The 22,061-nt window shown below is 60.6% G+C and carries 24 protein-coding genes; 12 read left to right on the top strand and 12 right to left on the bottom strand.

The annotated features are described in order from the left end of the window. Window positions 1-2 precede the first annotated feature (2 nt). Window positions 3-785, bottom strand: coding sequence for a DeoR/GlpR family DNA-binding transcription regulator (locus SERRSCBI_RS04505; protein ID WP_033642011.1), 783 nt, complete (start codon window positions 783-785; stop codon window positions 3-5). A gap of 138 nt (window positions 786-923) precedes the next feature. On the opposite strand from SERRSCBI_RS04505, the gene SERRSCBI_RS04500 reads away from it, so the two are divergent. Then, entirely contained in the window at window positions 924-1,613 is a 690-nt protein-coding gene (locus SERRSCBI_RS04500) for a hypothetical protein (protein ID WP_033651048.1), read from the top strand. 106 nt (window positions 1,614-1,719) lie between these two features. After that, entirely contained in the window at window positions 1,720-2,337 is a 618-nt protein-coding gene (locus SERRSCBI_RS04495) for a hypothetical protein (protein WP_042783759.1), read from the top strand. Between the two features lie 35 nt (window positions 2,338-2,372). Here SERRSCBI_RS04495 and SERRSCBI_RS04490 read toward each other — a convergent pair whose 3' ends face one another. From SERRSCBI_RS04490 to pagP, 3 genes are all read right to left on the bottom strand, one after another. Next, window positions 2,373-2,636: a DUF333 domain-containing protein gene (locus tag SERRSCBI_RS04490; RefSeq protein ID WP_019454261.1), complete on the bottom strand. Its 264-nt coding sequence runs from the start codon at window positions 2,634-2,636 to the stop codon at window positions 2,373-2,375. A gap of 51 nt (window positions 2,637-2,687) precedes the next feature. After that, a complete protein-coding gene (locus tag SERRSCBI_RS04485) occupies window positions 2,688-3,176 on the bottom strand; it encodes a DUF2501 domain-containing protein (RefSeq protein ID WP_033651046.1) in 489 nt (162 codons plus the stop codon). Between the two features lie 126 nt (window positions 3,177-3,302). Then, on the bottom strand, window positions 3,303-3,893 hold the full coding sequence (gene pagP, locus SERRSCBI_RS04480; RefSeq protein ID WP_033642007.1) for a lipid IV(A) palmitoyltransferase PagP: 591 nt from the start codon (window positions 3,891-3,893) through the stop codon (window positions 3,303-3,305). 1,048 nt (window positions 3,894-4,941) lie between these two features. On the opposite strand from pagP, the gene SERRSCBI_RS04475 reads away from it, so the two are divergent. Then, window positions 4,942-6,621: an alpha-keto acid decarboxylase family protein gene (locus tag SERRSCBI_RS04475; RefSeq protein WP_042783758.1), complete on the top strand. Its 1,680-nt coding sequence runs from the start codon at window positions 4,942-4,944 to the stop codon at window positions 6,619-6,621. A 52-nt stretch (window positions 6,622-6,673) separates the two neighbouring features. On the opposite strand, the gene SERRSCBI_RS04470 is transcribed toward SERRSCBI_RS04475, so the two are convergent. Further along, on the bottom strand, window positions 6,674-7,777 hold the full coding sequence (locus tag SERRSCBI_RS04470) for a DUF1615 domain-containing protein (protein WP_042783757.1): 1,104 nt from the start codon (window positions 7,775-7,777) through the stop codon (window positions 6,674-6,676). 178 nt (window positions 7,778-7,955) lie between these two features. Between SERRSCBI_RS04470 and tehB the strand changes: the two genes are divergently transcribed. Next, window positions 7,956-8,819, top strand: a complete 864-nt coding sequence (tehB, locus tag SERRSCBI_RS04465) for an SAM-dependent methyltransferase TehB (protein WP_042783755.1) — start codon at window positions 7,956-7,958, stop codon at window positions 8,817-8,819. Here the strand turns inward: tehB and SERRSCBI_RS04460 are convergent. Together SERRSCBI_RS04460 and ada are read right to left on the bottom strand one after the other, a co-directional pair. Continuing rightward, the gene (locus SERRSCBI_RS04460; RefSeq protein WP_042783754.1) at window positions 8,814-9,527 is read right to left on the bottom strand and encodes a 2OG-Fe(II) oxygenase; all 714 of its coding nucleotides are present in this window, start codon (window positions 9,525-9,527) and stop codon (window positions 8,814-8,816) included. The two genes, tehB and SERRSCBI_RS04460, sit on opposite strands and share 6 nt — an antisense overlap. Next, window positions 9,524-10,579, bottom strand: coding sequence for a bifunctional DNA-binding transcriptional regulator/O6-methylguanine-DNA methyltransferase Ada (gene ada, locus SERRSCBI_RS04455; RefSeq protein WP_042783753.1), 1,056 nt, complete (start codon window positions 10,577-10,579; stop codon window positions 9,524-9,526). The genes SERRSCBI_RS04460 and ada overlap by 4 nt, the downstream gene beginning before the upstream one ends. A 238-nt stretch (window positions 10,580-10,817) precedes the next feature. On the opposite strand from ada, the gene leuE reads away from it, so the two are divergent. Together leuE and SERRSCBI_RS04445 are read left to right on the top strand one after the other, a co-directional pair. After that, the gene (leuE, locus tag SERRSCBI_RS04450; protein WP_033641999.1) at window positions 10,818-11,456 is read left to right on the top strand and encodes a leucine efflux protein LeuE; all 639 of its coding nucleotides are present in this window, start codon (window positions 10,818-10,820) and stop codon (window positions 11,454-11,456) included. A 159-nt stretch (window positions 11,457-11,615) separates the two neighbouring features. Further along, a complete protein-coding gene (locus SERRSCBI_RS04445) occupies window positions 11,616-13,115 on the top strand; it encodes an aldehyde dehydrogenase family protein (RefSeq protein WP_042783752.1) in 1,500 nt (499 codons plus the stop codon). Between the two features lie 33 nt (window positions 13,116-13,148). On the opposite strand, the gene feaR is transcribed toward SERRSCBI_RS04445, so the two are convergent. From feaR to SERRSCBI_RS04430, 3 genes are all read right to left on the bottom strand, one after another. Beyond that, on the bottom strand, window positions 13,149-14,048 hold the full coding sequence (gene feaR, locus SERRSCBI_RS04440; protein ID WP_033651181.1) for a transcriptional regulator FeaR: 900 nt from the start codon (window positions 14,046-14,048) through the stop codon (window positions 13,149-13,151). A 139-nt stretch (window positions 14,049-14,187) separates the two neighbouring features. Then, window positions 14,188-14,829, bottom strand: coding sequence for a DsbA family protein (locus SERRSCBI_RS04435; RefSeq protein ID WP_033651040.1), 642 nt, complete (start codon window positions 14,827-14,829; stop codon window positions 14,188-14,190). A 108-nt stretch (window positions 14,830-14,937) separates the two neighbouring features. After that, window positions 14,938-15,342 (bottom strand): Exc2 family lipoprotein, encoded by a 405-nt coding sequence (locus SERRSCBI_RS04430; RefSeq protein WP_042783751.1) that lies wholly within the window; start codon window positions 15,340-15,342, stop codon window positions 14,938-14,940. Window positions 15,343-15,534: 192 nt separating this feature from the next. Between SERRSCBI_RS04430 and SERRSCBI_RS04425 the strand changes: the two genes are divergently transcribed. Continuing rightward, window positions 15,535-15,783: a hypothetical protein gene (locus SERRSCBI_RS04425; protein ID WP_004940639.1), complete on the top strand. Its 249-nt coding sequence runs from the start codon at window positions 15,535-15,537 to the stop codon at window positions 15,781-15,783. Here SERRSCBI_RS04425 and SERRSCBI_RS04420 read toward each other — a convergent pair. Both SERRSCBI_RS04420 and SERRSCBI_RS24990 read right to left on the bottom strand, forming a co-directional pair. Beyond that, the gene (locus SERRSCBI_RS04420; protein WP_232230739.1) at window positions 15,780-16,448 is read right to left on the bottom strand and encodes an NAD(P)H-dependent oxidoreductase; all 669 of its coding nucleotides are present in this window, start codon (window positions 16,446-16,448) and stop codon (window positions 15,780-15,782) included. The genes SERRSCBI_RS04425 and SERRSCBI_RS04420 overlap by 4 nt on opposite strands. Beyond that, a complete protein-coding gene (locus tag SERRSCBI_RS24990; RefSeq protein ID WP_232230738.1) occupies window positions 16,445-16,546 on the bottom strand; it encodes an NAD(P)H-dependent oxidoreductase in 102 nt (33 codons plus the stop codon). The genes SERRSCBI_RS04420 and SERRSCBI_RS24990 overlap by 4 nt, the downstream gene beginning before the upstream one ends. An 84-nt stretch (window positions 16,547-16,630) precedes the next feature. Here SERRSCBI_RS24990 and SERRSCBI_RS04415 point away from each other — a divergent pair, with 84 nt between their 5' ends. From SERRSCBI_RS04415 to SERRSCBI_RS04395, 5 genes are all read left to right on the top strand, one after another. Continuing rightward, window positions 16,631-17,011 (top strand): helix-turn-helix domain-containing protein, encoded by a 381-nt coding sequence (locus SERRSCBI_RS04415; RefSeq protein ID WP_042783750.1) that lies wholly within the window; start codon window positions 16,631-16,633, stop codon window positions 17,009-17,011. Between the two features lie 128 nt (window positions 17,012-17,139). After that, window positions 17,140-18,741, top strand: a complete 1,602-nt coding sequence (locus SERRSCBI_RS04410; RefSeq protein ID WP_042783749.1) for an ABC transporter substrate-binding protein — start codon at window positions 17,140-17,142, stop codon at window positions 18,739-18,741. A 269-nt stretch (window positions 18,742-19,010) separates the two neighbouring features. Further along, the gene (gene cybB / locus SERRSCBI_RS04405; protein WP_042785646.1) at window positions 19,011-19,535 is read left to right on the top strand and encodes a cytochrome b561; all 525 of its coding nucleotides are present in this window, start codon (window positions 19,011-19,013) and stop codon (window positions 19,533-19,535) included. A gap of 53 nt (window positions 19,536-19,588) precedes the next feature. Then, complete coding sequence (locus SERRSCBI_RS04400; RefSeq protein WP_042783748.1) at window positions 19,589-20,875, top strand: hypothetical protein; 1,287 nt, start codon at window positions 19,589-19,591, stop codon at window positions 20,873-20,875. Further along, window positions 20,872-22,047, top strand: a complete 1,176-nt coding sequence (locus SERRSCBI_RS04395) for a hypothetical protein (protein ID WP_042783747.1) — start codon at window positions 20,872-20,874, stop codon at window positions 22,045-22,047. The genes SERRSCBI_RS04400 and SERRSCBI_RS04395 overlap by 4 nt, the downstream gene beginning before the upstream one ends. Window positions 22,048-22,061: the final 14 nt, after the last annotated feature.

Raw genomic sequence — 22,061 nt, 5'->3', positions numbered from 1 at the left:
CATCATTCTCCGGTCGATAAATCGCTGTGCCAGATCTGGCCGCCGCCCTGCGCCACCTGCTGCTCAAGCTGCGGGTGCGCGCCGCGCGCCGTCACCAGATGATCCACCCGCCCGGCGGGCAGGAAGGGGTAAGGGGCGTAGGTATTGAGTTTGTCGCGGGTGCACAGCACCGCCACGCTGCCGGCGCGCGTCAGCAACCGCTTTTTGAACGTGGCGTCCTGGTAACTCAACGCGGAGAAGCCGCCGGCCGGGTCGTAGGCGCAAATGCCGGTGAACACCAGATCGAAATGAAATCCGTCGATCTCTTCCGCCGCCTTGGCGTCCACGCAGCCGCCGACCTGCGCATCCAGTTCGCCGCCGATCAGGATGGTGCGGATCCCCGGCCGTTCCAGCATTTTGCCGGCGATGCTCAACGCATTGGTTACCACCGTCAAACGCCGATCGCGCGGCAACAGATCCGCCAGATACAGGTGGGTGCTGCCGGCATCGAGGAAGATCAGCTGTTCTTCGCCGATCACCCCCAGCGCGGTCTGCGCCAGCGCCAGCTTCTCATCACCGCTGAGGGCAATGCGCGCCGCAACGGGGCCTTCGGCCGGCGTCGGCGCCAGCGCACCGCCATAGATGCGTTTGCACAGATTCTGTGCCGCCAGCTGACGCAGGTCGCGGCGGATGGTCGCTTCGGTGGTATTCAGCCGCTGCGCCATCTCCAGAGCCAGCACTCGCCCCTGTTGGCGGAGCGTGTCGAGAATGGCCTGATGGCGCTCATTCGGTAACAGTTTGGACATCATGTCAATCCGGTGATGCTAAAGTAATCATAAATGTACACAAACGTACAAAATCGGACAAACACTTTTTTGGCAACACTCAAGCGGCGGCGCTCGTCTAGACTGAAAGTGACATCACAGATAAGGGATTATGACGCGATGACCTCCGCCGTGCTTTATACGCTGTTTCCCGCCGCAGCCACCGTCGTCGGCGCAGCGGTGGCGCTCTATCGCCGCCCCGGCGACGCCGCGATGCGCGTCATCCATCACTTTACCGCCGGCATCGTGTTCGCCGCCGCCGCCACCGAAATCTTGCCCGATCTCAAACAGCAGTCGCCTTTGGCGGTGTTGCTGGGCGGCGCTGTGGGGGTGCTGTTAATGTTGCTGGTTCGGCGTCTGGGCGAAAAAGCGCAGGGGCCGGTCGGTTTTATCGCCGCGGTCGGCGTCGATATCTTTATCGATGGGCTGGTGCTGGGCATTGCCTTCGCGGCCGGCGCCAAAGCCGGCCTGCTGTTGACGCTGGCGTTAACGCTGGAAGTGCTGTTCCTGGGATTGTCGATCGTCGGCGATTTGCAAGACTTTCTCGGCAGGCGGCTGCGCGTCATGGCGGCGATAGTCGGCCTGGCGCTGCTGTTGCCCATCGGCGGCCTGCTGGGGGCGCCGGTGGCCATGCTGGGCGCATTTTGGCTGACCGCCTTTCTGGCCTTTGGCCTGATCGCCCTGCTCTACCTGGTGACCGAAGAGCTGCTGGTCGAAGCGCATGAAGGCGGAAAGGAAACCCCGTTCGCCGCCGCGATGTTCTTTGCCGGCTTCCTGCTGCTGTTGCTGTTGGAAGAAGGTTTAGGATAAAAAAACAGGAATTTCATGGCGCATGCCGCCCGGTGGCGACGCTTTGGCTATACTGAGGCAAGCGAAGTTACCGCAGACGTAACGGCTTGGGCGTAAAGGGAAAACGATGTTATTGACGATCGCAAGGTGGCTGTTTCAATTACCCGGGAAGCTGTTTGGGCTGATTTTTAAAAATCGCCTGAGGGTATTTCTGTTCTTCATGCTGGTCGCCCTCGGGGTGCTCGGCGTCAAGCGCTATCTGCTCACCCACCAGTATGACGACGAATTCAGCCTCGCCGCTCCCACCGATCACAACCGCGCCATCAAGCGCGAAATGCCGCAGCGCGAAGCGCGTGAACAGTGCGGCGGGCCGCTGCACGATAATGCCGGGCAACCCTGGCCCGCGTCAGCCGGCTATCTGCATCAGCCGACCGGCCTGCCCGCAACCGGCCTGCATCGGCTGACGCTGGACAATCAAGGCAACGATTTCGCGGTGTTGGTCAAAATGGAAACGCCCGCCGCGCCGCAGCAGCTGGCGGAAGTCTTTATTCCGGCCGCCGGCAGCTTCGAGGTTAAAATGAATGCGGATGCGGAACACGTGATGAAAATCAAGAACATCAAGACCGGCTGCATGTTCCGCTCCAGGCCGTTCAACCTGGATAAACGGAGCGATTGGCGCATACCGTTATCGCTGCAAAAGGACGGCAGCCTGCAGCTGCAGTCGATAGGCGATCGGCAATTCTGATCGGGCGCCGGGCAGAGTCGCCGGCGCCGCAGAGGTTACTTTTTCACCGGATGATCGCGGCGGAACAGCTCCCAACTTTCAATTTCCTGCCCATTCGGCAGCGTACAGGTCGAATACTGGCCCGCCGCGTTTTCTTTGGCGTTCAGCTTGCCGCCGATTTTGGTGCAATACACGTCGGCCGGATTCGCCATGCCGATCGGTTTCACCTGCGGCGGTGGCGGCGCATCGTTGGATTTCACGGAACACCCCTGCAACATCGTCATCCCTGCCAACAGGGAAAGCATCAACGTTTTTTTCATTTTTCCAGCTTATGCAAAATACCCACGGCGGAACGCTCCGCCGTGGGTTGATCATGAAATAAAGGATTTGCCCTGTTTCAGCACCAGATCGCAGGCTTTTTGTTTCACCTTCTCGGTGATCTGCGAGGTGCCCAGGCTGTTGAGATCCAGGCTCTTGCCTTCACCGGTCTGCAGCAAGCCACCCAGGCCCTGCTGATAATCCTGGCTCTTGGCGTTTTCAGTGCTGGTGATGCCCAGTTTGCTGAGCAACTGATCTTTCACCCCTTCGGCGCCGTTAGCCGACAGCACGTTGTTCTTCACACAGTACTGCAGGATGCCGGCGGCGTTGGTCATGCTGCTGGAGCTTAACGCCTTGTCGCCGCCGTTCAGCAGGCCGGTCAACGAGGAGAGCGACATGCCGCCGCCGCTTTCGCCGCCAGACTTGCTCAGTTCGCCCGCCGCGCTGTTGAGAGAATCCATCAGACCGGCGGCCTGGGTGGCGCCACTGGCCAGGGTCGCGGACAGCGCCAAAGCCAGCAGTAAACGATGTTTGGTGATCATAGTGATAAAACTCCTGTAAGAACGGCATGCAATCGGCGCAGCGCGCCGGGATACCTCTCCGACGCCGCCTGCGGCGACAAGTTCCTTTTATCTCGCCGCCGCGCCGTTTTTCGGAATTCAGGAAGTTTAGAACTGCCAGCGCAGCCAGGCGAAGAACACGTTGCCGTTGTTATAGGTGCCGGGAATGTAGGTCGCCTGGAACGTCAGCCGCTGATAGCCGATAGAAGCCAGCGGCAGCGGCGCCGGGATAGGGATATATTTCCAGTTATCGCGCGCGGTGACGCTGGCGGTGAAACCCAGCCCCAGGCGGAAATCCTTGTCATCCAACGGACGCCAGATCTTCTCGTAGGCGTAGCCGCCGATCGGCTCCCACTTGTTGAAGGAGTCCTTGAACGCCATGATGTAGATGCCGTGCCAGTCACCGTCGCTGTCGTAGCGGGAGATGCCGTAACCGGCGCCCCACGGGCGCTCGTTGTACTTATCGATATGTTCGTCATCGTAAGTCCAACGGTTATGCCAGGTGATGGCCGGAATATAGAGATCGTGGTTCGGCGAATTGTTCCAGGTCTCCGACACGTTATGGGTAAAGCGCTGCCATAGACCCGGTTTTTCGGCCTGCGCGGTATTGCCACTTTCTGTACTAACCTCAGCGTAAGAAGGCAGTGCAGGAAATATCAACGCCAGAGAACATGCCAACAGAGTCCGTTTGAGAAACATGGTAAAGCTCCTGTAAAAATACGGCCGAAGATTTTTACCGATAGCCCAGGCAAGATCAAGCTGTATCCAATTTATCCAACGCCCGTTTCGCCTTGGTTAAGCTTAGCATCGGAAAATTCGCATTGGTTTATAACGGGTTGCACCGACATCTGCATGTTAGCGCCTTTCGGACGGCAAAACCGTGGGAAAAGTCCGCTTTGTCGTTCGCTACTCGCGGGCCAGGTGCTTGACCAACACATCGACATCGAGGCGGTTCACGAACGCCAGAGAATAAGGCCGAACAGTCGATTTTAAAACGCCGAAGGGTGACGCGCGGCAACGGCAACCCATCACGCTCCTCATGAATCAGTACCAGCGCCTGTCGATAGCTTTTCATGGCTATTTCCCCCTCAGACGAGCCCAGCTGGGACGCAGGCCCTTTGGTAGGTATACGCCATCCAGGCACACGTAAAGAAAAGTTTACGTATCGGCCCCAAGGAATGTGATGGTCGCCACGTTATATTAGCGCCCGTAACGACGCTTTTTTACGCCGGCCCGAGGCGGCGCGCATTGCAGCCCCGTAAAGTAAAACTGACAACACGACGCGAATAAAAAAGCGACATTGTTAATTTTTTGTTTTTTGATTGGTTGCGCGATGGTTTCATGAAATAAGCGTGCGGCGGATCACCAAAATGCCCCTTTGCGCCGGCTTCTGCCTTTATTTACCAGCAAAAGAGCGTTACGCCACCCGATGGGATTTAACGCGGCGTCAAAAGTACCGGATGATTCGCCCTGCATCATGATAAATGCCAATACGCCGCCATTTTTCTGTCGATATACCGCCAGGGAAAAATACCGCACCGTCCTCCTGCATAATAACCACACTATTTATACATTATTCAATCGCGTAAAGCGCCGAATACAAACCGCCGATTCATCAGCTGCCACGCCTGTCTTGAACAAGCCGACACTTTAAATAACTGTTAATGCTAACGACACAACATCGCCAGCAATTTATTTTTGCTGATTTTCGCCTGACAAAATAAAGATAAATAATTCGGAGCAATCAATGAAAATAACTATCGGGTCATTCATTCTGCAACAGCTTCACGCCCTGAACGTCGATCGTATTTACGGCGTGCCCGGCGACTATAATCTCAGCCTGCTGGAGCTGCTGGAAAACGACGAGCGGCTGGCGTTTGTCGGCAACTGCAATGAATTGAACGCCTCCTACGCCGCCGACGGTTACGCCCGCATGAAAGGCGCCGGCGCGCTGATCGTCACCTACGGCGTCGGCGATCTGGCCGCGCTGTCCGGCATCGCCGGGGCCTATGCCGAATCTTCGCCGGTTATCTGCATCGCCGGCACGCCGCCGCTGCATGCAATGAAAAATCACCAGCTCTTGCACCATACCCTGGGCGATGGCAATTTCGACAACGTCATGAACTGCTTTAAACAATTCACCGTTGCGCAAGCCTTGATTACGCCGGAAAATGCCGCACAAGAAATCCCACGCGTTATTTCCCGCGCCTGGATAGAGAAGAAACCGGTGTATTTACAGCTGCCGTCGGATATTTGCGATGTGGAAATTGAAATCGCCGCGGCGGCGACGGCACCGCAATTACCGGCCAGCGATAAATACAATGTGCAATTAGCGGCGATGGCGCTGTTAACCAAAATCAAACGCGCACAGCGCCCAATCATGTTGGTCGATCAAATGGTGGATCGCTACCAGTTGCAGCAGTTGGTCATCGCGGTCGCTCACCGCTTCGCCATTCCGCTGACCAATATGCCCACCGCCAAATGCATTATCCCGGAAAACACCGCCGGTTGGATGGGCGGCTACAGCGGCAATCTGTCGCGCCCCGAACTGTATGAACACATGGCCCACTCGGACTGCGTGCTGAGCTTCGGCGTGCGTTTGGTGGATTCCACCACCGGCTATTTCTCCCAGCACATTCCCGCCGCCGCTCAGGTGGACATCCAACCGTTCTCAATGAAGCTGGACAACACCTCCTACCCGGCGGTGTCGACGGCGGATCTGCTGCAGGCGCTGTTGGATCTGAGCGAAGACGCGTCGGCGCAGCCCCTGACTCCGTTGGCCAGCCCGCATGAGAAGCTGGCGACGCCGAGCGACGCGCCTATAGACCAGGCCTATCTGTGGCGGCGCATCCAGCGCTTCATCCGGGCGGATGACGTGGTGGTGGTGGAAAACGGCACCTCCGGCGCGGCCATCGGCGGCATGCGCATGCCGGACGGCGTCAAGGTGGTCAACCAACCGATTTGGGGCTCGATCGGCTATACCCTGCCGGCGCTGCTCGGCACCCTGATGGCGGCCCCTGAACGCCGCCACCTGCTGTTCATCGGCGACGGCTCTTTCCAGTTGACCGCGCAGGAAGTGTCCACCCTGCTGCGCTGCGAGCAAAAGCCGATCATCTTCCTGATCAATAACGACGGCTACACCATCGAACGCTATATCCTCGGCGAAAGCTCGTCCTACAACGACATCAGCCCGTGGGACTACGCCAAACTGCCGGCGGTGCTGAATACTCGATCGCAGCCGTTCAGCGTGGCGGTGGAAACCACGCAACAGCTGGAAATGGCCCTGGAACACGCCTCGCGGCAGGATAGGCTGGCGTTTATCGAGGTGAAAGTGCCGATGATGGACACGCCGCCGGTGATGAAAGAGTTCTGCAACCGTTGCAACAGCTTTAACTTCGGCCTGACCAACCCGCGCCGCAGCGCCTGATGCGCGATCGCGCCGCCGGTGACTCAGGCCACCGGCGGCGTTTTTCATGCCGTTACCCGCCGGCGCGCGCCATGCAGCGCTGGCGGCGTTCATCCACCCGCTTGGCGAACCAGGCGGTAGTCAACTTACGGGTGATTTTCGGGCTTTCCAGTTGGATGCCCGGCAGCATCTCGCGCGGCAGCTTGCCGCCCGCCAGCGCATAGACCTTCTTATACAGGTCGGTATCGGCAAAGCCGGCCGTGTCGCCTTTCTCCAGCGCCCGGCGAATGGCGCTGTCGCTCATGTTCAGGCGCTTGCCGAGCGTGCGCACCGCCAGCTCGGTGGAGCCGGGCTTGTCGCTGCCAAAGTCGATCAGATCGCCGTCCAGCGCCAGCGGAATGGCGCTCGCCCGGCTGACCGCGTTTTGGAACGCCGCGTTGCGGCTGGCGTACCAGCCGGCGTTGAAGTCGGCAAAACGGTAAATTGGCCGGCTATAGTCGGCCGGGTACCCCAGCAAATGCATAATGCCGAAGTACATGCCGCCGCGTCGGCTGAAGACTTCGCGCCGAATCGAACCGTCAACCGGATAAGGATACCCTTTGGCATGCGCCTCGGCGAAGGCGACGCTCACCTGCATCGGGCCGCCGGTATGAACCGGGTTCAAATGACCGAACAGCTTCTGCCCCATCGGCACGCGGTCGATCATGTCATCGAAGATATCGCTCAGATCCTTTTCGGTGCGCACCTTATCCAGGCGCTCGCTGTAGCTCTGGCCGTTCGACGACGAGATCTTCAACGCGGTATGCACCAAAAAGTTCGGGATGTGCATCTGATCGGCGCGGCGGTCGATCTCTTTCCAGGCGATCTTCGGCAGCCCCGGCACCTGCGGGTTAGCCTGGAACGTCGACTCCTGTTCGGTGACCGCCAGCACCGAGCACAGGTTCTCATCGCTCGGCTCGATGCCCTGCGCGGCGAACGCGGCGGTGATATCGGTGGCCCAACCCTGACGATCGCCGGCATTGGCCGGGATCAGCGTCATCAGTCGCGCTTTGACATCGGCGGGGCGCGCCGCCGGCGAGGTGGTGGTGGTTTTGCTGGTACAACCCGCCAGCGCCAGCAGCGCGGCCAGGCTCAGCAAACGGAGAGGCTTCGGGTGGCATAAACGGCGTATCGGCATCTTTTCCCTGAACGTGATGACATGAACAGCACTGAAATTAGCCCAGCCGCCGCGCACAATCCAGTATAAAGATCTCGCCGCGCCTTTCCTTCAGGCTGCTATGTTCAAACGATCGATAAAGATGTATTTTATATACATCATATAAATCACTTTGCTTGCCCAGCCAGAGGAGTCCCCTATGGAGCAGCAGTTGCTTTGCTATAAAACCCTGCCGGAATGGAACAGCGAAACGCTGCCGGAAGCCTTTCGTCAGCGCCACAACACCCAGAGCGGCACCTGGGCGAAGCTCACCGTGCTGAGCGGCAGCCTGACGTTCGCCATGATGACCGAAGACGGCGCCACCACCGAGACCTGGCAGTTTAGCCCTGAAAGCCAGCCGCCGTTTATCGCGCCGCAGCAGTGGCACCGCATCGTTTCCTTCTCGGCCGACATGACCTGCCGGCTGGCGTTTTACTGCACGCCGGAAGATTACTACCACAAGAAATACGAACTGACGCGCACTCACTCCGAAGTGGTTGAGGCGGCGGCGCGCATCGCGCCGGGCAAAGCGCTGGATCTGGGCTGCGGCGGCGGGCGCAATTCGCTCTACCTCAATCTGAAAGGTTTCGATGTCACCGCCTGGGACAAGCATGCGCCGTCGATAGCCCGCCTCAACCAGATCATCGACGCCGAGCAATTAACCCGCCTGAGCGCCGGGGTGCAGGATCTCAACACCCACCGCTTCAGCGGCGAATACGACTTTATCCTGTCCACCGTGGTCTTGATGTTCCTCGAGCGGCAACAGATCCCGCATATCGTGCAAGACATGCAGGACAGCACCGTGCGCGGCGGCCATAACCTGATCGTGGCGGCGATGGATACCGAGGATTATCCCTGCCCGCTGCCGTTCCCGTTTACCTTCCGGCCGGGTGAGCTGAAGCATTATTATCGCGGCTGGGAGATCCTCAAATACAACGAAGACGTCGGCCAACTGCACAAGACCGACGCCGCCGGCAACCGCATCTCGCTGCGCTTCGCCACCCTGCTGGCGCGCAAGCTATAGCGCGTCGTGAAAGATCACCCCCAGCGTATGGCGTTGGCCGGCGCGTATTCGGCTGACGCCGTGGCGCAGATTGACCCGATAGTAGCCTTTCACTCCCTCCACCGGCCGGTGATGCACGGCGAACACCACTGCGTCGCCCTGCTGCAGCGGCACCACCTCCGCCCGACTCTGCATCCGCGGCCGCTGTTCGGTCAGCACGAACTCGCCGCCGGTGAAGTCCTGCTCGGGGGCGGAGAGCAGAAACGCCACCTGCAGCGGAAACACTCGCTCGCCGTACAGGTCCTGATGCAGACAGTTGTAATCCCCCGCTTCGTAGCGCAACAGCAGCGGCGTCGGCCGCCGCTGGCCGGCCCGGTGGCATTCCGCCAGGTAGGTTTCATGTGCGGCGGGATAGCACGCCGCCAGCCCCAACAAGGCGTTCCAACGGTTGGCCACCGGCGCCAGCCGCGCATACATCAGGCTGCGCGCTTCGGCCACCGGCGGCGGCAGCGGATAGGCGAAATAGCGGTACTCGCCGCGGCCAAAACCGTGCTTCGCCATCACGATGCGGCTGCGAAAATGCGCATCCTGCGGGTAAAGCGCCGAAAGCTCGCGGCACAGGTCTTGGCTGAGCACGCCCGGCAGACGCGCGCAGCCCTGCGCATCGAGTTCACGTTCAATTGCTGCCCAGTCCAATTCGGCCAGCCGGGTCGCCAGCGCGCCGCTCATCGCTGCGCCTCTTTTTCCAGCAACGCTTTCTTGCGATCGACGCCCCAGCGGTAGCCGGACAACGTGCCGTCGTTGCGCACCACCCGGTGGCAGGGGATCGCCACCGCCAGCATGTTGGCGGCGCAGGCGCCGGCTACCGCGCGCACCGCTTTGGGCGCCCCAATGCGCCGAGCGATATCGGCATAGCTGACGGTTTCGCCGACCGGTATCGCCTGCAGCGCCCGCCAGACCCGCTGTTGAAACGCGGTGCCGCGAATATCCAGCGGCAGCGCCAACCCGTTCTCCGGCGCTTCAATCAGGCCCACCACCTGCGCCATCAGCGCTTCATACTGCGCGTCGCCGCCGATCAGCTCGGCGTTGGGGAATTTGTCCTGCAGATCCTGCACCAGCTGCTGCGCATCGTCCCCCAGCAGAATGGCGCAGATGCCCACCTCGCTCTGGGCCGCCAGGATCTCGCCCAGCGAACAGCGCCCGACGGCGAAATGGATGCGCATGCCTTTGCCGCCCGCCCGATAGGCCTTCGGCGTCATGCCCAACGCGGCGTTGGCCTGCTGGTAGAAGCGGCCGTTGGCGCCATAACCGGCGTCGAAGATCGCGTCGGTCACCGTTTCCCGCTGCGTAAGACCGGCGCGTAAGCGTTGGCTGCGCTGCGCGTCGGCGTAGCCTTTCGGCGTCAGGCCGGTGATCGCTTTGAACAACCGGTGGAAATGGTATTGGCTCAACCCGACATGGCGCGCCAGCGTCTGCAGCGACGGCGCTTTTTCCGCCTGCTCGATATAGCGGCAGGCCTCCGCTATCTGCCGCGCATGCTGTTCCGTCAGCGGCGTCAGCCCCTGCCGGCAGCGTTTACAGGGCCGATAGCCGGCCGCCTCCGCCTGCTCCGCGTCGTCAAACAGCTCCACGTTTTGCCGATTCGGTTGGCGTGACGGGCAGGAAGGCGAGCAATACACGCCGGTGGTTTTCACCGCGTAGATAAAGCGGCCGTCGGCGTGCTTGTCGCGGCTGACAATCGCCAGCCAGCGCGGATCGGCGCTGTCGATTACGTTTTTCATCATCCGTTCCTCACTGCGGTTTCGATGTTAACCAGCATAGTGACGGGCCGTTGGCGAAACACGCCGACTCTTGCTTTTTAATTCGTCGCCGACGTTTTCAACAATCTTTCGACAATTTTTAACCAACAACATGAAGTTTATTACGTTGCCAACCCGGTTGCACGGCGTTAGGATCGCGGCCGGCCACGGGCCGTGGCCAGTGTTTCTGCCTGTTAGTTGCGCGCATGGAGAGGTTATTGTGTTAGAGAGTTTTGGCGTCCTGAATTTATGGACCTATTTGGCCGGGGTGGTCTTCATCATCATTCTGCCGGGGCCGAATACGCTGTACGTGCTGAAAACCGGCATATCGCGCGGCGTGCGCGCCGGCTATACCGCGGCGCTGGGCGTGTTTATCGGCGATGCGATCCTGATCTTTTGCGCCTATATCGGCGTGGCTTCGCTGATCCGCACCACGCCGTTCCTGTTTACCCTGGTGCGTTTTCTCGGCGCGATTTACCTGCTGTTCCTTGGCGCAAAAATCCTCTACGCCACCTTCGTGCAGAAGGCGCAGGCGCAACAGCAACAGATTGAGGGCGGCAACAGCATTCTGCGCAAATCGCTGACGCTGAGCCTGACCAACCCGAAAGCTATTCTGTTTTACGTGTCGTTCTTCGTGCAGTTCATCGATTTCAACTACGCGCACACCGGGCTGTCGTTCACCATTCTGGCGCTGATCCTTGAAGCCGTCAGCTTTATCTACATGAGCACGCTGATCTTCTCCGGCGCGATGCTGGCGCATTTCTTCAACCACAAGAAAGGCCTGGCGAAGCTCGGCAATGGCCTGATCGGCCTGCTGTTCCTCGGTTTCGCCACCCGTCTGGCAACCCTGAGTTCGTAATCCTTCCCGGCCGGCGCCCGCCGGCCGCGGTTTACTGTTCCGTCACGGCAAAATGACACGCAGGACAAATCGAATGTCAGGCAGAGCAAAGCCGCCGCTTTACCGCTGATCTAGACTCTCAGGGTTAACGATAACCTGATGAATCTGATCGGAGGATGTATGTCTGACAATACCGTAGCCGTGCTGGATAGCGTGTCGCGTTTTCTCGATCGTCAGCATGGGCTGTATATCGACGGCCAGTGGCGCGCGTCCGCCGCGGAAGGCCGCCTGGCGGTGTATAACCCCGCCAATGGGCAGCAAATCGCCACCACCGCCGACGCCAACGAACACGACGTGGCGCAGGCGGTGGAGTCCGCCCACAAAGCCTTCAGCGAAGGCGTCTGGGCGCAGCGTCTGCCGGTAGAGCGCGAACGCATCCTGCTGCGCTTCGCCGATCTGGTGGAGCAGCACGCCGAAGAGCTGGCGCAGCTCGAAACCCTGGAGCAGGGCAAATCCATCAACATCGCCCGCGCTTTCGAAGTCGGCAGCACCCTGAACTGGATGCGTTACACCGCCGGGCTGGCGACCAAAATCACCGGTCAGACGCTGGACGTGTCCATTCCGATGCCGCCGGGCGCCAAATATCAGGTTTACACCCGCAAAGAGCCGATCGGCGTCGTCGCCGGCATCGTGCCCTGGAACTTCCCGCTGATGATCGGCATGTGGAAAGTCATGCCGGCGCTGGCGGCGGGCTGCTCCATCGTCATCAAGCCGTCGGAAACCACCCCGCTCACCCTGCTGCGCATCGCCGAACTGGCGAGCGAAGCCGGCGTACCGCCGGGCGTGTTCAACGTGGTCACCGGCCGCGGCACCGTGTGCGGCAAGGCACTGACCGAACATCCGCTGATCGCCAAAGTCAGCTTTACCGGCTCCACGCCGGTGGGCAAAAGCATCGCGCGCGCGGCGGCGGATCGCCTGACCCGCGTGACGCTCGAGCTGGGCGGTAAAAACCCGGCCATCGTGCTGCAAGATGCCGATCCGCAGCAGGTGATCGAAGGCCTGATGCTCGGCAGCTTCCTCAACCAGGGGCAGGTGTGTGCCGCCAGCTCGCGAATTTATATCGAAGCGCCGATTTACGATCGGTTGGTGGCCGGATTCGAACAGGCGGTGAAATCGCTGTCAGTCGGGCCGGGGATGGATACCGGGGCACAAATCAACCCGCTGGTGTCGCTCGCGCACCGCAACAAGGTGGCGGCCTACCTGGACGACGCCCGGGCGAAAAACGCTGAGCTTATCGGCGGCGCGGCCGGCCCGGACGCCAACGGCTTCTACATTCCGCCGACGCTGGTGATCAACCCGGATGACCGGCTGAACCTGACGCGCGAGGAAGTGTTCGGCCCGGTGGTCAACCTGATCCGGGTGGCGAGCGCCGAAGAGGCGCTGAGCAAAGCCAACGACACCGACTTCGGGTTGACCGCCAGCCTGTGGACCACCAGCTTGCAAAAGGCGATGGCGTTTACGCCGCGCATTCAGGCCGGCACCGTGTGGGTCAACACCCATACGTTGATCGACCCGAACATGCCGTTCGGCGGGTTCAAACAGTCGGGCAGCGGCCGTGATTTCGGCCCGGATTGGCTGGATGCCTACACCGAGTCGAAATCGGTCTGCATCCGCTATTGAGTGCAGCGGCGCGGGCCTGGCCCGCGCCCTGACTTATTGATACTGTCGACGGTACTCGCTCGGCGACATGCCGAAACGCTGCTTGAAAGCGGTCGAGAAATGGCTGTGATCGGCGAAGCCCCAGTCAAGGCCAATGCCGGCCAGCTTTTCCTGCCCGGCGGCGCTGCGCAGCGCCTGCGCGCACAGATCCAACCTGCGGTTCCTGATGTACTGCGCCACCACCAGCCCCTGACGGGCGAACAGCCGATACAGGCTGCGTAACGATACCCCCAGCTCGGCCGCTACCCACTCAGGACGCAACTGCGCCGACTGAATATGCCTGTCGATGAGCGCCAGCGCCTTGTCAAAGACCGGGTGTTGCCCCTCCGGCCGCGCCTGTTCGAGCGCCAGAGCCGGGCGCAGCAGCGCCGCCAGCGCATTCAGCACCGCCTCGCTTTCCGCCGCGGCGAGCTGAGGATCCTGCATGCTGCTCAGCACCAGCTGGCGGCTGAGGCGCACCGCGCTCAGCTCCGCCCCCAGACGCTGCGCGCAAGGCGGCAGCAGCGGCAGGCAGCCGCGCGGCAGTAGCAAAGAGATTTGGCGCGAATCGCGCTGGAAGGTGAAGCTGCTGGGCTGTGAGGCGTCGATCAGCGTCATGTCGCCGGGAGAGAGCATCGTTTGGCGATCTCCCTGCTCCATCAACGCACTGCCGCGCAGCTGGAAGACGGTAAAAAAGTGTGCGCCGTCGCTGCGGGCTATGTCACGCGGCGTGCGATACAGCCGGGCCTGGGCCACGTCGACCACGCTCAGACGCAGCGCATGGGCGCGGAACTCCTGCATCGCCCCGCTGAAACCCGGCCCCAGCGTTTTCGCGCAGAACCTGCCGCAGGCGGTGTTGATTTTGCCCAGCCACTCTTCGAAGCCGGCGTCGCGGAGCGTTGCCAATGCCGTCATGATCTCTCCCTTCAAACGCCGGCGTCGCTGCGCCGTTGAACAGAAAATCACCATAACAATCCGTTAACACACAATCAATGGCGAGCGGGGGATTTGGCACCGCGATCACAGATCATCGGGTGCCGAAGGGAGAACCACCTTAAGGCTGTTTGTCCAACAGGTAACGCACCACCGCCGCGTACTCTTTGGCGTAGCCTTCAACACTGGTGGCGGCCATGCCGGCATTGTCTATCTTGTATTGGCCAGCCACGTAGAACGACGGGGTGCCGCGCACGTCAAACGCTTTCACCGCTTCATTCTGCTTGGCGATCAACCCTTTGACCAGCAGGCTGTGGCGCGCGTTTTCATAGGTGGCGGCATCGATGCCGGCCGCCGTGAACACCCGCTGTATATCGTCGGCGCTGTTGACGGCGCGCTGTTTTTGCACCGCGTCGAACATCGCCCCTTCAATCTTGTCTTCCACGCCCAGCACCGTCGCCACCGCCCAGGCTTCGGTCAGCGCATTGCCCAGTTTGCCCATCAGGCTGACGTGATATTTGGTGACTTTCTCGCCCGCGGGCAGCGCCTGCGCCACGGTACTGCCCACACGGTAAGTTTCGGCGAACTGATAACAAGGGCCGCAGTAGAAGGAGAAGAACTCCACCACCGCCGGCGCGGCGGCCACCGGCTTATCCAGCCGGGTGTATTGCTCGCCCGCGCGGTAATCCGCGGCCTGAACCGCGGGCAGCGCCAACATCAATACGACGGCGGCGGCGAACGAACGCTTAACTTTTGCCAACATAAACACTCCTGGTTTCATCTATGAACATCGTCCTTAGCGGCGGTTTTTATAATCAAATAACCGCCAGAAGACCAGTTTTTATTACCTTCTATTTGTGAGGGATTATGTTCAGCGCCCTTCGTAACCGTCCCAGTACGCGCCCACCGCTTCCTGCGAGAACACCTGGCGGCGTTTAGGGTTGTCGGAGCCGCTGTAAGTGCGGTTGATGAAAATGGTTTTGTGTTCCATGTTCTGCTGGAATTCCGGGCTGGCCAGATAGTCAGCCTTTTTCTGCGCCTCGCTGCGCGCCACGCCTGCCGCGCGATCCTTTTTCCCCAGCTGGTAGAACTGTTCGAACATCGGCACGGCGTTCTTAATACTGCCGTTCACATCGGTGCGGAATTGCGGATCGAAATCGTCGCGGGTTTGATAAATGTAGTGCTTGGCGTGCCGCTCGGCGCTGCTGAGGTGATGGGTGCAGGCGCTGAGCGCCAACAGCGGCAACAACAGCGCCGCGCTTTTCAGTCTTTTCATGTCGTCTGTCCCTGTCAGTGAGGAAGGTTCCTTTAGCGCCAAGAGCATAGCGCCGGCCCCCGGCGAACGTCAAACGACAAAACGCGCATCACATTGTTTTATATTAATATTATATACATTGATTGGTATTCATTGCCTGAAACACTATGCTTTAACAGACAGGATAAACACTCACCGACAGCGAGGCGGCCAATGAAACCGATCGACAAAAGCGTGGGAGAGTACGACCTCACGGCGGAAAAAAAAGCGGGCATGATCACCGGCACCATCCGCGGCGAACTGCCGGACAGCGACGCGAACCTGCCGCTGCTGCCCTTCTCCGGCACCTTCGCCGGCCCGAGCGTGGCCGAAGCCATCGCCGATATTCAGCAGCAGTTCCCCGACATCGAACCGGCGATTATCGACGATTTGCGCGAGGAACTGCTGAAGGCCGGATTCTAATCCGGATCGCAATGCCGCACGAACGGGCTGTACACCGGCGCGCCGGGCTTCAGCGCCAGATCGGCGTCAAAATCTTCATTGCGGTTGAACGGCACCGCCGGCCAGGCGGAAAACGCGTTCAAACCGTCCCGGTACGCCTGCGTCACCTGCGCCAAAGCGGCGTTTTGCGCCTGCAGAGCCTCGCCCGCCAACCCGCCGCACACGCCATAGACCAGGAACGGCTCCAGCACGCTAAAACCGATATAGTGCAACGCATGCATGATGGGCCACAGCATCAGCCGCATATCGCCGTCGCGCCCGTTCGGCGCGCAGGCCTGTGCGGAAGCGCCGGCGGTGACGGTCAGCAGCGCCCGTTTGCCGCGCATTACGCCGTTCTCATGGCGGTGGCGGCTGTCGTAGATCCCGCCGTAAACGAACACCCGATCCATCCAGCCCTTGATGATAGCCGGCGCGCCGAACCACCAGAAAGGAAACTGCAGCACCAGCGTATCCGCCCAGTGCAGCAGCTCGATATGCCGCCGGATCTCCGCCGGCAGCGCCTGAGTCGTCCAGTGATGGCGCTGCTCCTGCATCGCATCAAATCTGTCCGCCTGCTTTCTGCTGGGGTAATGGCCGGCGCCCTCGCGCGGATCAAATCCCTCCTGATACAGATCGACCGTCTTCACCTGATGCCCTGCGCCAGGCAGGCCTGCCGCGCCTGTTCGGCCAAATGGGCATTGAAGGAATGCGGCTCGGGGTGAGCCAGCACAATCAGCACGTTCATCCTGTTTCTCCCGTTGTAAGGTGGTGCTGCTATGCTGTGGCTTTATCGCACCCTTGGCAATTACGCACCTGAAGGTAACCCCCAATGGCTTATCCCGGCGACGTCTATTCGAGCAAGTGCTCCGCGCGCGATGCGCTGGCGCTGATCTCCGGCAAGTGGGTGATGCTGATCCTGCCTGCGCTGGCGCAGCGGCCAATGCGCAACGGCGAACTGCTGCGCCGCATCGACGGCATTTCGCAGAAGGTGCTGACGCAAACGCTGCGCCAGCTGGAACGCAACGGGCTGCTCGAACGGCTGGATTTCAGTGAAAAAAATCAGGCACATGTGGAATATCGGCTCAGCGCCGTCGCCTGCTCGCTGGTCGAGACGCTGACGGCGCTGGACCGCTGGGCGGAATACCATTTCCCCGAGCTGGACGCCGCTCGCGAGCGCTATGATGCCGACCACAAGCGCGAGAGCGAGTAAAGCGGTTTGGCAAGCAACGCGCGGCGCACAGAATGCGCAGGTGAGACGCTTGTTCCCGGTCTCGCCATCCGTTATCTATAGTTAATTCAATTCGCCGGTAACGGCCCACTCCACCTGAGGATCTTGCCTTGACGTTTTTAAAACACCCAATCGCCGCGCTGGTGCTGGCTGGCTGCGGCCTGCTGTCGGCGGGCGGCGCGCTGGCCGCTTCCGATGCGCTGGTGTACTGCACCGTTGCCTCGCCGGAATCGTTCAACCCGCAGCTCTCCAGCTCCGGGCCGACCTTTATCGCCACCTCGCAGGTGCTGTACAACCGCTTGGTGACGCTGCGCGAAAGCGATAAAACGCCCGCCCCGTCGCTGGCCACCGAGTGGAGCGTCAGCCCGGACGGCAAGACCTACACCTTTACCCTGCGCCAGGGGGTAAAATTCAACAGCAACAAATACTTCACCCCAACGCGCGACTTCAACGCCGAAGACGTGGTGTTCACCGTGATGCGGCAGAAGGATCCGGCCAACCCGTATCACAAGGTCTCCGGCGGCAACTATGAATACTTCACCGACATGGGTCTGGATAAGCTGATCACCAAGGTGGAAGCGGTGGACGAACACCACGTGCGCTTCACGCTGAGCCAGCCCAACGCCGCGTTCGTCGCCGACTGGGCGATGGATTTCGCCTCGATCCTGTCCGCCGAGTACGCCGACGCGATGCTGAAAAAGGGCACGCCGGAATACGTCGACAACTGGCCGATCGGCACCGGGCCGTTTGCGCTGCAGCAGTACAAGCAGGATTCGCTGATCCGCTACATCGCCAACCCGCACTACTGGCAGGGCGAAGTGGCCAGCAAGCACCTCATCTTCTCCATCACGCCGGATCCGCAGACCCGGCTGGCCAAGCTGAAAACCAACGAATGCCAGATCATCCCCGCGCCGCTGCCGGAACAGTTCGCCGCCATCAAGGCCGACGGCAACCTGCAGTTGCACGACATTACCGGGCTGAACGTCGGCTATCTGGCGTTCAACACCCAGAAAAAACCATTCGACAACCTGCTGGTGCGCCAGGCGTTGAGCTATGCGGTGGACAAGAAAGCGATCGTCGCCGCGGTGTTCAAAGACAGCGGCACGCCGGCCAATTCGCTGCTGCCGCCGGGCATGCTGGGCTACAACGATAAACTGCCGGAGTACGCCTACGATCCGCAGAAGGCGCGCGAGCTGCTGAAGCAAGCCGGGCTGGAGCAGGGCTTTGAGACCGACATCTGGTCGATGCCGGTACAGCGCCCTTACAACCCGAACTCGAAGCGCATCGCCGAGATGATCCAAAGCGACTGGGCGAAGGTGGGCGTGAAGGCCAAGATTGTCACCTGGGAGTGGGGCCAGTATCTGGCCGGGCTGCGCAAAGGCGAGCAGCAGAGCGCACTGTACGGCTGGGTCTCGGACAACGGCGATCCGGACAACTTCGCCACCCTGCTCGGCTGCGCCGGCGTGCAGAGCGGCGCCAACGTGGCGCGCTGGTGCGATAAGGATTATGACAGCCTGATCCAGCAGGCGATCCAGGAGAACCAGCCGCAGGCGCGCGCCAAGCTGTACCAACAGGCGCAGGTGATCTTCGCCAAACAGGCGCCGTGGCTGCCGCTGGCCACCGGCAAAGTATTCTACGCCACCCGCAGCAACCTGAGCGGCTACGTGGTGGACGTGAACGGCAGCGATTTCGCCAAGGCCAAATTGAACTGATCCCAGGCGCCGCAGCGAGGGCTGCGGCGTAATCCGCTTCATCGCTTAATAAGCTGCCAGCCTCGGAAACTGTCGTCCATTAGCTTCTCAACTTACGATGCCCCTCTACCGCCTGGCGCATACCCCACTAAACCAATCGCTTAATAAGTGAGTTGAGCCTGGCGTTTTGCCTAAATTGCGCGCACGCGCTTTCCTCCGATGTAACATTTCGTTACCATCGGCGCATAGACCCTTTAACATCAAAAGGTAACCCGGTGCAGAACACCTATATGCCGTGGCAAATTCGCCTGCACTGGCTGGTGGCGATCCTGCTGGTCATCACCTGCGTCACCATCGAGCTGCGGGGCTTTGCCGAACCGGGCAGCGCACCGTGGTACGCGCTGGTTATCACCCACTTCAGCAGCGGCGTGACGGTGTTTGCGCTGATGCTGGCCCGCCTGCTCCTGCGCTGGCGCCGCCCCTCGCCCGCCATCGCGCCCAAACCGCCGAAGTGGCAAACCGGCCTGGCGCACCTGACGCATACCCTGATTTATCTGCTGCTGCTGACGCTGCCGGTGCTGGGGGTGTATTCGCGCTATCTGGGCGGCAAGGAGTGGTATCTGTTCGGCCTGTCGATGCCGTTCACCGACGTGGCCGATCGGCCGCAGGCGCGGATGATTATCGGCTGGCATAAAACGCTGGCCTCATTCGGCTACTGGCTGATCGGCCTGCATGCCGCCGCCGCGCTGTTCCATCACTACATCGTCAAGGACAATGCGCTGGTGCGCATGCTGCCATTGATGAAAAAACGCTGAATACCCGGCGCCAGGGATGACTTTTCGGGCCACGCCCGCTGACAGGGAATGACATGCAAACCCAATTTTTTAATGTGACCGTCGAACAATGCGCCTGCCAGCAGACGGCGCCCGACAACCTGGTGAGGATCATCGCCTCCGGCCAGACGTTCTTTTTTTACCGTGACGACTTCAGCGACAGCGAAAATCTGCTGGCCACGCTCGCCACCGGCGATCGGGTGAAGATTGGCGCTCACCGCCTGCGTGACGGCAGCTACTGGCTGCACTGGCTGCTGCACGGCACGAAAGGCCGGCTGGAACCCGACAGAACGCTTAAATACAAGCTGAAATATTTCGCCCTGCTGGTGCTGGGCGCGGCGCTGGCCGGTGGCTTCCCGGCCGCCTTTTTCATCATGGACCGGGAAGACTCCTGGCTGACCATCGTCCTGTTCTTTATCGCCATCATCGCCGGCCTCATCGGCATCGGCATGGTGCTGTTCGTCGGTTCAGAGCTCTTGCTGATCGGGCATCGCGGCCGCAGGCGCCTGCTCAGGGCGCTGGATCGCGTGCTGCTGGGGCAAGACGTCACGCCGCCCGATTCGCTCAGCCTGAAAATCCCCGGCATCAGATACCGGGCCGTCCGCAAAGACGCCGTGCCGACGACCGCACCGCTGCAGACCGCACTTCCCCTTCCTGACGGCGTCGAGGCCTCCGGCATCGAGACGGTCAACGCCCTGAGCTACGAACTTCGCCACTATGAGATCCCGCGGCAGGTGCAGTATTTGGACACTTACGCGTGGCGTCAGAACGAGACGCACTTCGCGGTGACGACCCGCGCGCTCAACGTCCCCACGACCAAACTGCATCCGGTATTTCGTCGGCAGCATCCGCTTTTCATCGCTAAGGGCGATCCGCTGCAGGTGTTGTACTGCGAGAACGACACCGTCCCCGAGTTGCCTACGGTGCGTGGGATCATCAATCATCGCGACCGCCAGACCTATCTCATCGGCGGCAATCGCTACTTCACCGAAGCCGGCCTTAACCTGAGCGCGCGTGTCGTTTTCATCCTGGGCGCGATCATGATGTGTTTGATGCTCGGTCTGATCGTGTGGGATAACGCCGATACCCCAGCGGGCTTTTACCTGGATGCCTGGACCCTGAAGCGCCTCGGCAGTGAGTTGCCGCCGATTCTGCTGCTGATGATGCTGATGGTCAGCGGCCTGGCGCTGCTGATCGAGGGCTTCGCCCAGATCTGCCGCCTCTACGCTTTTGAGCAGCACCGCACGTTTAAGACGTTCAAATACCTGCGCAATCTGCGCCGCAGGCTATGGCGGCAGGAACAGGTGACGGAGCTGAAATGATGACGCTAGCGCTTTATAAAAGACCCCTTATTATCCTGACGCTGTTTTTGGCCAGCGCGCTGGGCGTCTATTTCCTCGCCCCTGAACAACGCTATGCACAGTGGCAATGGACCCAGAGCGACGAGGCGTTGCCGACAATAGCCCGTTACGATCTCATCCACAGCTACCCGGCGCAGAACGGCGCTCTGCTGCTCATCAGCAAAAGAAGTGAGACCAGCGCCTACAACAGCTTCTACGGCTGGGCGGCCAACTACCTCAGCCAGGTGTTATTCACCGGCCCGAAGGGGTTGCAGATGCTGGGGCAACTCGACGAATCAATCTACGATGCGGTTTGCGTCGAGCAGGAGTGCGTGCTTTTTCTGTCCAAAGGGCGCCGGCTGGTCGATGTGCAACGGGGCACCATCGGGGCGCTGATCCCCTGGCCGGAGGGCGACGACAATCTGCCTTCCTTTATCGGCGGCAAACTGGTGGCGCTGTCGGGAAAGCGCGCGCTGTATTTCATCAGCACCGAAGGCGTATTCTACAGCCCGGACTTTGGCGCCCATTGGCGGCAGACGCTGGATCTGCCGGCGCTGTTGGATGAGCGACAGCTGCTGGGCTTTGAGCGCGGCGAGGAGGAGTCACCGACGGCTTACGCCTCCGGTAAGCGCAAATCCATGCCCGAGATCTTTACCGCCGTTGATGGCGATCGCGTGCTGTTTTGGATGAACCCGGTGCTCGGTTCCGGCGCCTTGCACATTGCCGTTAACGGCAAAACCGGCGAGGTGGCCGAACTGCATTGGCTAACGGTGCGCGTCAAGGAAAGCGCGCAGGCGCCGGATGGCGGCATCTACCTGATCGCCCAAACGCTGGACAGAGGGCTGTATCAGCTTCTGCGGTATCAATCCGACGGGCAGTTGGCGGTGCTGTTGGAAAACGGCGATAAATCGCTGTATCAGCTGTGGGCGGGCAACGACAAGCTGGTCGCCCAAACGGATAACGGCGATGCGCGTCTTTCGCTGATTTTCGATCTGCGCTCATCCGAAGTGCGCTACCGACAGCCGTTGGAGTACCGCTACAACGGGCGCGACGACACGCGCCAAACCGTGATCGAACCGGAAAGCCACTATGGCGATGACGGGGAGACCCCGGCGCTGCCCTACTTCGTTCGCTATCACTCCACCACGCCGTGAACATAAGGAACTTG

Origin of the sequence: Serratia sp. SCBI, assembly GCF_000747565.1 — a bacterium.
GTDB lineage: Bacteria > Pseudomonadota > Gammaproteobacteria > Enterobacterales > Enterobacteriaceae > Serratia > Serratia ureilytica.
Note: the sequence above shows the minus strand (reverse complement) of the source record. Positions and strands in the feature narration are given on the sequence as shown.

Coding starts and splice junctions, on each gene's coding strand:
- SERRSCBI_RS04505 (WP_033642011.1), bottom strand. CDS start 785: ATGTCCAAACTGTTACCGAATGAGCGCCATCAGGCCATTCTCGACACG.
- SERRSCBI_RS04500 (WP_033651048.1), top strand. CDS start 924: ATGACCTCCGCCGTGCTTTATACGCTGTTTCCCGCCGCAGCCACCGTC.
- SERRSCBI_RS04495 (WP_042783759.1), top strand. CDS start 1,720: ATGTTATTGACGATCGCAAGGTGGCTGTTTCAATTACCCGGGAAGCTG.
- SERRSCBI_RS04490 (WP_019454261.1), bottom strand. CDS start 2,636: ATGAAAAAAACGTTGATGCTTTCCCTGTTGGCAGGGATGACGATGTTG.
- SERRSCBI_RS04485 (WP_033651046.1), bottom strand. CDS start 3,176: ATGATCACCAAACATCGTTTACTGCTGGCTTTGGCGCTGTCCGCGACC.
- pagP (WP_033642007.1), bottom strand. CDS start 3,893: ATGTTTCTCAAACGGACTCTGTTGGCATGTTCTCTGGCGTTGATATTT.
- SERRSCBI_RS04475 (WP_042783758.1), top strand. CDS start 4,942: ATGAAAATAACTATCGGGTCATTCATTCTGCAACAGCTTCACGCCCTG.
- SERRSCBI_RS04470 (WP_042783757.1), bottom strand. CDS start 7,777: ATGCCGATACGCCGTTTATGCCACCCGAAGCCTCTCCGTTTGCTGAGC.
- tehB (WP_042783755.1), top strand. CDS start 7,956: ATGGAGCAGCAGTTGCTTTGCTATAAAACCCTGCCGGAATGGAACAGC.
- SERRSCBI_RS04460 (WP_042783754.1), bottom strand. CDS start 9,527: ATGAGCGGCGCGCTGGCGACCCGGCTGGCCGAATTGGACTGGGCAGCA.
- ada (WP_042783753.1), bottom strand. CDS start 10,579: ATGAAAAACGTAATCGACAGCGCCGATCCGCGCTGGCTGGCGATTGTC.
- SERRSCBI_RS04445 (WP_042783752.1), top strand. CDS start 11,616: ATGTCTGACAATACCGTAGCCGTGCTGGATAGCGTGTCGCGTTTTCTC.
- feaR (WP_033651181.1), bottom strand. CDS start 14,048: ATGACGGCATTGGCAACGCTCCGCGACGCCGGCTTCGAAGAGTGGCTG.
- SERRSCBI_RS04435 (WP_033651040.1), bottom strand. CDS start 14,829: ATGTTGGCAAAAGTTAAGCGTTCGTTCGCCGCCGCCGTCGTATTGATG.
- SERRSCBI_RS04430 (WP_042783751.1), bottom strand. CDS start 15,342: ATGAAAAGACTGAAAAGCGCGGCGCTGTTGTTGCCGCTGTTGGCGCTC.
- SERRSCBI_RS04425 (WP_004940639.1), top strand. CDS start 15,535: ATGAAACCGATCGACAAAAGCGTGGGAGAGTACGACCTCACGGCGGAA.
- SERRSCBI_RS24990 (WP_232230738.1), bottom strand. CDS start 16,546: ATGAACGTGCTGATTGTGCTGGCTCACCCCGAGCCGCATTCCTTCAAT.
- SERRSCBI_RS04415 (WP_042783750.1), top strand. CDS start 16,631: ATGGCTTATCCCGGCGACGTCTATTCGAGCAAGTGCTCCGCGCGCGAT.
- cybB (WP_042785646.1), top strand. CDS start 19,011: ATGCCGTGGCAAATTCGCCTGCACTGGCTGGTGGCGATCCTGCTGGTC.
- SERRSCBI_RS04400 (WP_042783748.1), top strand. CDS start 19,589: ATGCAAACCCAATTTTTTAATGTGACCGTCGAACAATGCGCCTGCCAG.
- SERRSCBI_RS04395 (WP_042783747.1), top strand. CDS start 20,872: ATGATGACGCTAGCGCTTTATAAAAGACCCCTTATTATCCTGACGCTG.